Source organism: Actinomadura sp. NPDC048032 (assembly GCF_040653175.1).
GTDB classification, from domain to species: Bacteria; Actinomycetota; Actinomycetes; order Streptosporangiales; family Streptosporangiaceae; genus Spirillospora; species Spirillospora verrucosospora.
The window spans coordinates 1-8,618 of sequence record NZ_JBEZJP010000366.1; the positions used below are offsets into that span (position 1 = coordinate 1).

Below are 8,618 nucleotides of genomic sequence, written 5' to 3' on the forward strand. Positions count from 1 at the left end.
GGCCGATCCGGAGGTCGCCGAGGCCGTCGCCGCGGAGCTGCGCCGCCAGCAGGGCACCCTGGAGATGATCGCGTCGGAGAACTTCGCGCCGGTCTCGGTGCTGGAGGCTCAGGGGTCGGTCCTGACGAACAAGTACGCCGAGGGGTACCCGGGCCGCCGGTACTACGGCGGCTGCGAGTTCGTCGACGTCACCGAGCAGCTCGCGATCGACCGGGCCAAGGCGCTGTTCGGCGCCGAGCACGCGAACGTCCAGCCGCACAGCGGGGCGCAGGCGAACACGGCGGTGTACTTCGCGCTGCTCCAGCACGGCGACACGATCCTCGGCCTCGACCTCGCGCACGGCGGGCATCTCACGCACGGGATGCGGCTGAACTACTCCGGCAAGGTGCTGAACGTGGTGCCGTACCACGTCCGCGCCGAGGACGGCCTGGTCGACATGGACGAGGTGGCCTCGCTCGCGGCCGAGCACCGTCCGAAGATGATCGTGGCGGGCTGGTCGGCGTACCCGCGGCGGCTCGACTTCGCCGCGTTCCGGCGGATCGCCGACTCGGTCGGGGCGCTGCTCATGGTCGACATGGCGCACTTCGCGGGCCTGGTGGCGGCGGGGCTGCACCCCTCGCCCGTCCCGCACGCCGACATCGTGACGACGACGACGCACAAGACGCTCGGCGGTCCCCGAGGCGGGCTGATCCTCGCCCGCGAGGAGTACGGCAAGAAGATCAACTCCGCGGTGTTCCCCGGCATGCAGGGCGGCCCGCTGGAGCACGTGATCGCCGCCAAGGCCGTCGCCCTGAAGATCGCCGCGTCGGAGGAGTTCCGGGCCCGGCAGGCGGCGACGGTGGAGGGCGCGAAGCTGCTCGCCGAGCGCCTGCTCGCCGAGGACTGCGCCAAGGCCGGCGTCAAGGTGCTGACCGGCGGGACGGACGTCCACCTCGTGCTGGTCGACCTGGTGGACTCCGAGCTCACCGGGCGCGACGCCGAGGACCGCCTGCACGACATCGGCATCACGGTCAACCGCAACGCGGTGCCGAACGACCCGCGCCCGCCGATGGTGACGTCCGGTCTGCGGATCGGCACCCCGGCCCTCGCGACCCGCGGCTTCACCGCCGAGGACTTCGCCGAGGTCGCGGACGTGATCGCGCTGGCGCTGCAGCCGTCCTTCGACCGGGACGCGCTCGCCGCGCGGGTGAAGGCGCTGGCGGACGAGCACCCCCTGTACCCGAACCTGTGACGTTCCGGCGCCCTCTCCCCCTGCGGGACCCCCGTCAAGGGGGAGGGGGCGCGGCTACAACGAGGTAGCTATGGCCATCAGCGTTTTCGACCTGTTCAAGATCGGCATCGGTCCGTCGTCCTCCCACACGGGGGGCCCGATGGCCGCGGCGCACCGGTTCGCCCGGGGGCTCCAGCGCGACGGGCTGCTGGAGAAGACGGCGTCCGTCGCCGTCACCCTCTACGGGTCGCTCGGCCTCACCGGCAAGGGCCACGGCTCCGACAAGGCCGTCATCCTCGGTCTTGAGGGCGACAAGCCCGAGCTCGTCGACGTCGACCGGGTGGACGAGCGGCTCGCCGCGATCCGCGAGCGCGGGGCCCTGCGGCTGTTCGGCGACCACGAGATCCCGTTCGTGGTCAACGAGCACCTGGTCTTCGAGCGCAAGGAGTCGCTGCCCGGCCACCCCAACGGGATGCGCTTCACGGCTCTGGACGCCTCCGGCGGGGAGCTGCGCGCGAAGGTGTACTACTCCGTCGGCGGCGGGTTCATCCTGGACGAGAACGCCACCGGCGCCGACCGCATCAAGCCCGACGACACCGTCCTGCCGCACCCCTTCGACACGGCCGCCGAGCTGCTGGAGCGGTGCCGGGAGACGGGCCTGTCGATCTCGGCGCTGATGCTGGAGAACGAGAAGGCGTTCGGCCGCGACGCCGCCGAGATTCACGACGGCCTGCTCGAACTCTGGCAGGTCATGCGGGCCTGCGTGACCCGCGGCTGCACCCGGGAGGGCCTCCTGCCGGGCGGGCTCAAGGTGCGCCGCCGCGCTCCCCAGCTGCACCGCCAGCTGTCCGCGGAGGAGGCGTCCGACCCGCTCCACGCGATGGACTGGATCACCCTGTTCGCGCTGGCGGTCAACGAGGAGAACGCGGCGGGCGGGCGCATCGTCACGGCCCCGACCAACGGCGCCGCGGGCATCATCCCGGCCGTCCTGCACTACTACGACCGGTTCATCCCGGGCCACGACGACGAGGGCGTGGTGCGGTTCCTGCTGACCGCCGGGGCGATCGGCGTACTGTTCAAGCAGAACGCCTCCATCTCCGGGGCCGAGGTCGGCTGCCAGGGCGAGGTCGGGTCGGCCTGCTCGATGGCCGCCGCCGGGCTCACGGAGGTCCTCGGCGGCACCCCCGAGCAGGTGGAGAACGCCGCCGAGATCGGCATCGAGCACAACCTCGGCCTGACCTGCGATCCCGTCGGCGGTCTGGTCCAGGTCCCCTGCATCGAGCGCAACGCCGTCGGCGCAGTCAAGGCCATCAGCGCCGCCCGGATCTCCCTGCGCGGCGACGGCCGCCACTTCGTCTCCCTCGACAAGGCCATCAAGACCATGCGCGACACGGGCCGCGACATGCTCGACAAGTACAAGGAGACCTCGCGCGGCGGCCTCGCCGTCAACGTCATCGAGTGCTGACCGCGGCCCGCTACCGGAGCGGGATGTCGAGGCCGTGCTCGTCGGCGGGGCGCGGGCCGCGGATGCGGCGGTCGGCCTCGCCGATCGCGACGTCGTTGATGCTCGCCTCCCGCCGCCGCATCAGGCCGCGCTCGTCGAACTCCCACAGTTCGTTGCCGTAGCTGCGCCACCACTGCCCGCCGGCGTCGTGCCACTCGTACTGGAACCGGACGGCCATGCGGTTCTCGCGGAACCCCCACAGGCTCTTGCGCAGCGCGTAGTCGAGCTCCCGCTCCCACTTCGCGGTCAGGAAGGCGATGATCTCCTCCCGTCCGGTGACGAACCGGTCGCGGTTCCGCCAGACCGAGTCGGGCGTGTAGGCGAGCGCCACCCGCTGCGGGTCGCGGGTGTTCCACGCGTCCTCGGCTGCCTGGACCTTCTGCTTCGCGGTCTCCAGGGTGAACGGCGGGTAGGGCGGACGGTCCTCGGTCACGGCGGCCTCCTCGGGTTGAGAACGAGCGTTCTCCATCTCTGCCGCTAAGGTAGGGAACGATCGTTCTCAACGTCAAGTCAGGAGCGCCCATGCCGGCCGCGATCACCGAGGAGCAGCAGGACCGGGACCGCCAGGCCCTGCTGGACGTCGCCGAGCGCCTCTTCTACCGGCAGGGCGTCCAGGCGGTGGGCATGGACGAGCTGCGGACCGTGTCCGGGCTGCCGCTCAAGCGCATCTACCGGCTCTTCCCCACGAAGGAGGCCCTCGTCGTCGCGATGCTGGACCGCCGCGACCGCCGCTGGCGCGCGAGCCTGGCCGCCCATCTGGACGCGGAGCCCGACCCCCGGCGGCGCGTCCTCGCCCTGTTCGACTGGCTCGGCGCGTGGTTCGCCGAGCCCGGCTTCCGCGGCTGCGCCTGGGTCAACGCCCACGGGGAGCTCGGCTCGTCCTCCCCGGCGGTCGCGGACGCGGCGCGAGCCCACAAGCGGGCCTTCCACGACCAGGTCGTGGCCCTGGTCTCCCCGGTCGACGCGTCCGCCGCCGAACCCGTCTACCTGCTCGCCGAGGGCGCCATCGTCGTCGCCGGAATCCAGGGCGACCCCAGCGCCGCCGCCCGCGCCCGAACCGGCGCCCGCCTTCTCCTGGAAAGGGCCGGCCGGGCTTGAGCCTGCCGTTGGCGGCAGGGTTCCAGGCTCGGGGCATGGAGACGAATTCGGAGAACAGGGTCGTCCTGGTCACCGGCGCGGGAACCGGGATCGGACGCGCCACGGCACGCATGTTCGCGGCCGAGGGCGCCCGCGTGGTGGCCGTCGGGCGGCGGCCCGGCCCGCTGGCCGAGACCGCGGACGGGCATCCCGGCATCGAGCCGCTCGCCGCCGACATCACCGGCGACGGCGCCGCCGCCGAGATCGTGCGCAGGGTGACGGACGCGCACGGACGGCTGGACGTGCTGGTCAACAACGCGGCGATCGTCCAGAGCGGGACCCTGGAGAGCCTCGCCCCGGAGACGCTCGCGCCGCAGCTCGCGACGAACCTGGTGGCGCCCGTCCTGCTGACCCGGGCGGCGCTGCCCGCGCTCGACGGCGGCGGGGTCGTCGTCAACGTCAGCACGTCCGTCGGGCAGCGGGGCTGGCCCGGCAACGCGTTCTACGCCGCCACGAAGTCGGCGCTGGAGACGCTCACGCGCGGCTGGGCCCTGGAGCTCGCTCCGCGCGGCATCCGCGTGGCCGCCGTGGCGCCCGGAGCGATCGCCACCCCGATGGGCGAGCACCAGGGCCTCTCCGCCGAGCGCCTCGCGGCGCTCCGGCAGTGGCAGATCGAGCACACCCCGCTCGGCCGCGTCGGGCGGCCGGAGGAGGTCGCGTGGGCGATCACGCGCCTGGCCTCGCCCGACGCCTCGTTCGTCACCGGAGCCGTCCTCGCGGTGGACGGAGGCGCGGTGGTCGCCTGAGCGCCGGCGGGCCCGCCGCCTGGTAGAACGAGGGGCGGAGGTGGTGGCGGTGCGGATCGGCGAGCTGGCGCGGATCACCGGGACGACGCCGCGGGCGCTGCGGCACTACGAGCAGGCGGGCCTGATCGCGTCCCGCCGGGCGGGCAACGGGTACCGGATCTACGACGAGGGCGCGGCCGTGCGGGTCCGCAACATCCGGGAGCTGCTCGCCGTCGGCCTCACCCTCGATGACGTGCGCGCGTTCTCGGTCTGCCTGGACGGCGACGTGGCGGCCTCGCCCCCGTCGGAGAAGGGGCTCCGGATCGCCCTGGACCGCCTCGCCGTCCTCGACGCGCGCATCACCGCCCAGACCGAGGCCCGCGACCGCCTCGCCACCGCCCTGACCCGCGCGGCCGAGAGACGCCCCGCATCGGCCCGCTGACCGCGAGGACGTGGGAGGCGGAACCGGCCGGGGTCTCGGGACGGCGGGCCTATCTCAACGGACTGCTGACCAACCTGCTCACGAAGATGGTCACCTTCACCATTGGACGGGACGGTCGGCGTCCTCGCGGGCCGCATCGGCGACTGGCTGCGCCGCCGTCGCGGGCGGGGTCAGGGGCGGGCGCCCCGGCCGGTGGGGGAATGAGCGCCCTGGCGGGCCTCGTTGCCGCAGTGGCGGCACACGACCTGGGGGCTGACGGTCTCGCCGCAGGAGTGCCGCCACCGGACGGGCGGGTCGTCCGGGTGCAGGTGCCGGTCTCCCCAGGCCATCAGCACGAGCAGGACGTCGCACAGCTCCACGCCCGCGGGCGTCAGGCGGTACTCGTGGCGCACCGGGTGGTCGCTGTAGCGCTCGCGGCGGATGACGCCGCCCGCCTCCAGCTTGCGGAGGCGGGCGGTGAGGATGTCGCGGGACGCGCCGGTGTTGCGGACGATCTGGTCGAAGCGCCGCACCCCGTAGCTCAGCTCCCGGATCGCCAGCAGGCTCCATCGCTCGCCGACCAGGTCCAGCGTGTCGGCGATCGAGCACTCGCGCGGATCGGCGTCCTTCGGCATACCGGGAAGCCTAGCCGCCGGACCTGGCCGGACCGTCCGTCAGAGCCGCTCCACGACGGTGGCGTTGGCCAGTCCGCCCGCCTCGCACATGGTCTGGAGGCCGAACCTGCCGCCGCGGTCCTCCAGGGCGTGCAGCAGGGTCGTCATGAGGCGGGCGCCGCTCGCGCCGAGCGGGTGGCCGATCGCGATCGCGCCGCCGCGCACGTTGACGCGCGCGAGGTCGGCGCCGGTCTCGCGCGCCCACGCGAGGACGACCGGGGCGAACGCCTCGTTCACCTCGAACAGATCGACGTCGTCCAGGGTGAGGCCGCCGCGCTCCAGCACCTTCGCGGTCGCGGGGATGATCGCGGTGAGCATCAGCAGCGGGTCGTCGCCGGTCACGGCGAAGGCGTGGAAGCGGGCGCGCGGGCGCAGGCCGAGCCGCGCGGCGACGTCGGCGCCCATGACCAGGACGGCGGCGGCGCCGTCGTTGACCGGGGAGGCGTTGCCCGCGGTGATCTTCCAGCCGATCTCGGGGAACCGCTCGGCCATGCGCTCGTCGCGGTAGGCGGGCCTCAGGCCGGCGAGGATCTCCGGCGACGTCGCCGGGCGGACGGTCTCGTCCCGCTGCCCCGTCCAGGCGACCTCCCGGTCGAACTCGCCGTTCTTCCACGCCTCGGCGGCGCGGCGGTGGGACTCGGCGGCGTAGGCGTCGAGCTCCTCCCGCGACAGGTCCCAGCGCGCGGCGATCAGCTCGGCGCTGATGCCCTGGCCGACGAGCCCGCCCGGGTAGCGCTCGGGGAGCAGCGTCCCGAACGGGTCGCCGCCCGGCAGGACGCTCGACCCCATCGGCACCCGCGACATCGACTCGACCCCGCACGCGATGGCGATGTCGTAGGCGCCGCTCTGCACGCCCTGCGCCGCGATGTGCAGGGCCTGCTGGGACGAGCCGCACTGCCGGTCGACCGTCATGGCGGGGACGCTCTCGGGAAATCCCGCGGCGAGGACGGCCGTGCGGGTGATGTTGAGCGCCTGGTCGCCGGCCTGGGTGACCACGCCGCCGATCACGTCGTCCACGGTCCCCGGGTCGATGCCCGCCCGCTCGACGAGGGACGCGAGCGTCCGCGCGAGCAGGTCGGCCGGGTGGTCGCCGTGCAGGAACCCGCCGGCCCTGCCCTTGCCCAGCGGCGTGCGCACCGCCTCCACGATCACCGCGTCCCGCATGGACCCCACCTCCGTTGTGTTTTCCAACTCACTTCGGCAGTATCCGCTCGGCGGGCCGGAGAGCACAATCGGCTCCGACGGTGAGTTGGATAACACAACTCGGCAGACGAAGACCCGGAGGCCGTCACCGATCGCCGTCGAAGCCGATCGCTACCGCCCCCGGGTCTCCGGGCCGCTCAGCGGGAGGGGCCCGTGCCGTGGTCCGTCTCTACCCTCCATGCGTCGAAGAGCCCCTCGGTGGAGCCGCCCGAGTGTCGTCGGTCGGACAAGCACGCCTCCTCGTTCTCCTCGACGTCGCGTTCCCTTTGGACGTTAGCCCCATAAGCCGACATAGACCCAAAATGGGAGCCCAAACCGCCGTCAAGCATCGGGGCCGCCCCCGCCCGACGCGACCGTCTAGCCCTTGTACATCTCCCGCATCTTGCGCGCGGCGTCGCCCGGTTTGCGCTTCGCCCCCTTGCCCGTGGCCTCCTCGCCGCGGCGCGGCCGCTTCTCGCGCTCCGGTTCGGACTCCGCCTTGCCCGTGGGCTTCCCGGGCTTGCCAGGCTTGTCGTTCACGACAACTCCCCCGATGTCGTTCCAACTGTCGGTCCATAGGTACCCCGTCTAACGGGGATAGAAGCGCACCTCGGGACGGCCGACCTGGCCGTAGTGGGGGCGGCGGTCGGCCAGCCCGTTCTCCGCCAGATACTCCAGGTAGCGGCGCGCGGTGACCCGGGAGACGCCGGTGAGATCGGCGGCAGCGGCGGCGGACAGGCCGTCGGCCGCGGACTCCAGCACGCCGGTCACGGCCTGGAGCGTCTCCCCGCTCATCCCCTTGGGCAGCGCGTGGTGGTCGGGGGTGCGGAGCGTGGCGAGCATCCCGTCCACGTCCGCCTGCCCGCTGACCTCCCCCGAGCCGACCGCCTGCTCCCGGAACCGCGCGTACCGGACGAGCTTGTCGCGCAGCGACGCGAAGGTGAACGGTTTCAGCAGGTACTGGACGATGCCGACCGCCACGGCGGTGCGGATCACCGCGAGGTCCCGCGCGGACGTCACGGCGATGACGTCCACGTCCCGTCCCCCGGCGCGCAGCGCGCGGCAGACGGTGAGGCCGTGCGTGTCCGGAAGGTAGAAGTCCAGCAGGACGACGTCGACCTGCGTCCGCTCGCAGAACCGGAGCGCGTCCGCCCCCGAGTGCACGACCCCGGCGACCGTGAACCCGGCGACCCGCTCGACGTAGGTCCGGTGCGCCTCCGCCGCCACCGGGTCGTCCTCGACCACCAGCACCCTGATCACGGCTCGCCGCCCCCGCGCCGGGCCCCGGCGGCCCGCCTCGGCAGGGGCAGCCGGACGGTGAACACGGCGCCGTGGCCGGGGCCGGCCGCGCCCACCCGCACCTCACCGCCGTTGCGGCGGACGGCCTGGCCGACCAGGGCGAGGCCGAGGCCGTGCCCGACCGCGCCGCCGGACGTCTTCGTCGTCCAGCCGCGCCGGAACATCGCGGGCACGGCGGCGGGGTCCACGCCCCGCCCGCTGTCGGACACCTCCAGCACGAGCGCCCCGTCCTCCACGCGGGCGCCGACGCCGACGCGCGGCGGCCGGGCGGCGGCGCCCTCGATGGCGGCGTCGACCGCGTTGTCGATGAGGTTCCCGAGGATCGTGACCAGGTCGCGCGGCTCGATCGCGCCCTCGATCACGGTGTCCTCGCCGATCACGAGCTCCACGCCGCGCTCCCCCGCCTCGGCGGACTTGCCGAGCAGCAGCGCGGCCAGCACCGGCTCGCCGACCGAGCCGACGACCC

11 protein-coding genes are annotated in these 8,618 nt (G+C 73.5%); 5 read left to right on the top strand and 6 right to left on the bottom strand.

Going from position 1 to position 8,618, the window contains the following annotated elements:
- Positions 1-1,231: serine hydroxymethyltransferase (gene glyA / locus AB0C69_RS32905; RefSeq protein WP_360358831.1), on the top strand; the 1,231-nt coding region annotated here is incomplete at its 5' end.
- A 70-nt stretch (positions 1,232-1,301) separates the two neighbouring features.
- Positions 1,302-2,675, top strand: coding sequence for an L-serine ammonia-lyase (locus tag AB0C69_RS32910; protein WP_345184239.1), 1,374 nt, complete (start codon positions 1,302-1,304; stop codon positions 2,673-2,675).
- A 10-nt stretch (positions 2,676-2,685) separates the two neighbouring features.
- Here the strand turns inward: AB0C69_RS32910 and AB0C69_RS32915 are convergent, their stop codons facing one another.
- Entirely contained in the window at positions 2,686-3,147 is a 462-nt protein-coding gene (locus AB0C69_RS32915; protein ID WP_360358832.1) for a nuclear transport factor 2 family protein, read from the bottom strand.
- 89 nt (positions 3,148-3,236) lie between these two features.
- Here AB0C69_RS32915 and AB0C69_RS32920 point away from each other — a divergent pair, with 89 nt between their 5' ends.
- The 3 genes from AB0C69_RS32920 to AB0C69_RS32930 are packed head-to-tail and all read left to right on the top strand — an operon-like array spanning position 3,237 to position 5,018.
- Positions 3,237-3,812, top strand: a complete 576-nt coding sequence (locus AB0C69_RS32920; protein ID WP_360358833.1) for a TetR/AcrR family transcriptional regulator — start codon at positions 3,237-3,239, stop codon at positions 3,810-3,812.
- 35 nt (positions 3,813-3,847) lie between these two features.
- Positions 3,848-4,597: an SDR family oxidoreductase gene (locus AB0C69_RS32925; protein WP_353835203.1), complete on the top strand. Its 750-nt coding sequence runs from the start codon at positions 3,848-3,850 to the stop codon at positions 4,595-4,597.
- Positions 4,598-4,640: 43 nt separating this feature from the next.
- Positions 4,641-5,018, top strand: coding sequence for a MerR family transcriptional regulator (locus AB0C69_RS32930; RefSeq protein ID WP_360358834.1), 378 nt, complete (start codon positions 4,641-4,643; stop codon positions 5,016-5,018).
- Positions 5,019-5,188: 170 nt separating this feature from the next.
- Here AB0C69_RS32930 and AB0C69_RS32935 read toward each other — a convergent pair whose 3' ends face one another.
- The 5 genes from AB0C69_RS32935 to AB0C69_RS32955 form a co-directional block, all read right to left on the bottom strand.
- The gene (locus AB0C69_RS32935; RefSeq protein ID WP_345184229.1) at positions 5,189-5,632 is read right to left on the bottom strand and encodes a helix-turn-helix domain-containing protein; all 444 of its coding nucleotides are present in this window, start codon (positions 5,630-5,632) and stop codon (positions 5,189-5,191) included.
- 39 nt (positions 5,633-5,671) lie between these two features.
- A complete protein-coding gene (locus tag AB0C69_RS32940; RefSeq protein WP_360358835.1) occupies positions 5,672-6,835 on the bottom strand; it encodes a thiolase family protein in 1,164 nt (387 codons plus the stop codon).
- A gap of 396 nt (positions 6,836-7,231) precedes the next feature.
- On the bottom strand, positions 7,232-7,393 hold the full coding sequence (locus AB0C69_RS32945) for a hypothetical protein (protein WP_360358836.1): 162 nt from the start codon (positions 7,391-7,393) through the stop codon (positions 7,232-7,234).
- A 48-nt stretch (positions 7,394-7,441) separates the two neighbouring features.
- Complete coding sequence (locus AB0C69_RS32950; RefSeq protein ID WP_345184225.1) at positions 7,442-8,113, bottom strand: response regulator; 672 nt, start codon at positions 8,111-8,113, stop codon at positions 7,442-7,444.
- Positions 8,110-8,618, bottom strand: a 509-nt coding sequence (locus tag AB0C69_RS32955) for an ATP-binding protein (RefSeq protein WP_360358837.1), incomplete at its 5' end; no start/stop codon positions are given. The genes AB0C69_RS32950 and AB0C69_RS32955, both read right to left, overlap by 4 nt.

Bases quoted from the DNA above. Each gene is read 5' to 3' on its own strand.
- AB0C69_RS32925 (WP_353835203.1), top strand. From the start codon at position 3,848: ATGGAGACGAATTCGGAGAACAGGGTCGTCCTGGTCACCGGCGCGGGA.
- AB0C69_RS32920 (WP_360358833.1), top strand. From the start codon at position 3,237: ATGCCGGCCGCGATCACCGAGGAGCAGCAGGACCGGGACCGCCAGGCC.
- AB0C69_RS32910 (WP_345184239.1), top strand. From the start codon at position 1,302: ATGGCCATCAGCGTTTTCGACCTGTTCAAGATCGGCATCGGTCCGTCG.
- AB0C69_RS32940 (WP_360358835.1), bottom strand. From the start codon at position 6,835: ATGCGGGACGCGGTGATCGTGGAGGCGGTGCGCACGCCGCTGGGCAAG.
- AB0C69_RS32935 (WP_345184229.1), bottom strand. From the start codon at position 5,632: ATGCCGAAGGACGCCGATCCGCGCGAGTGCTCGATCGCCGACACGCTG.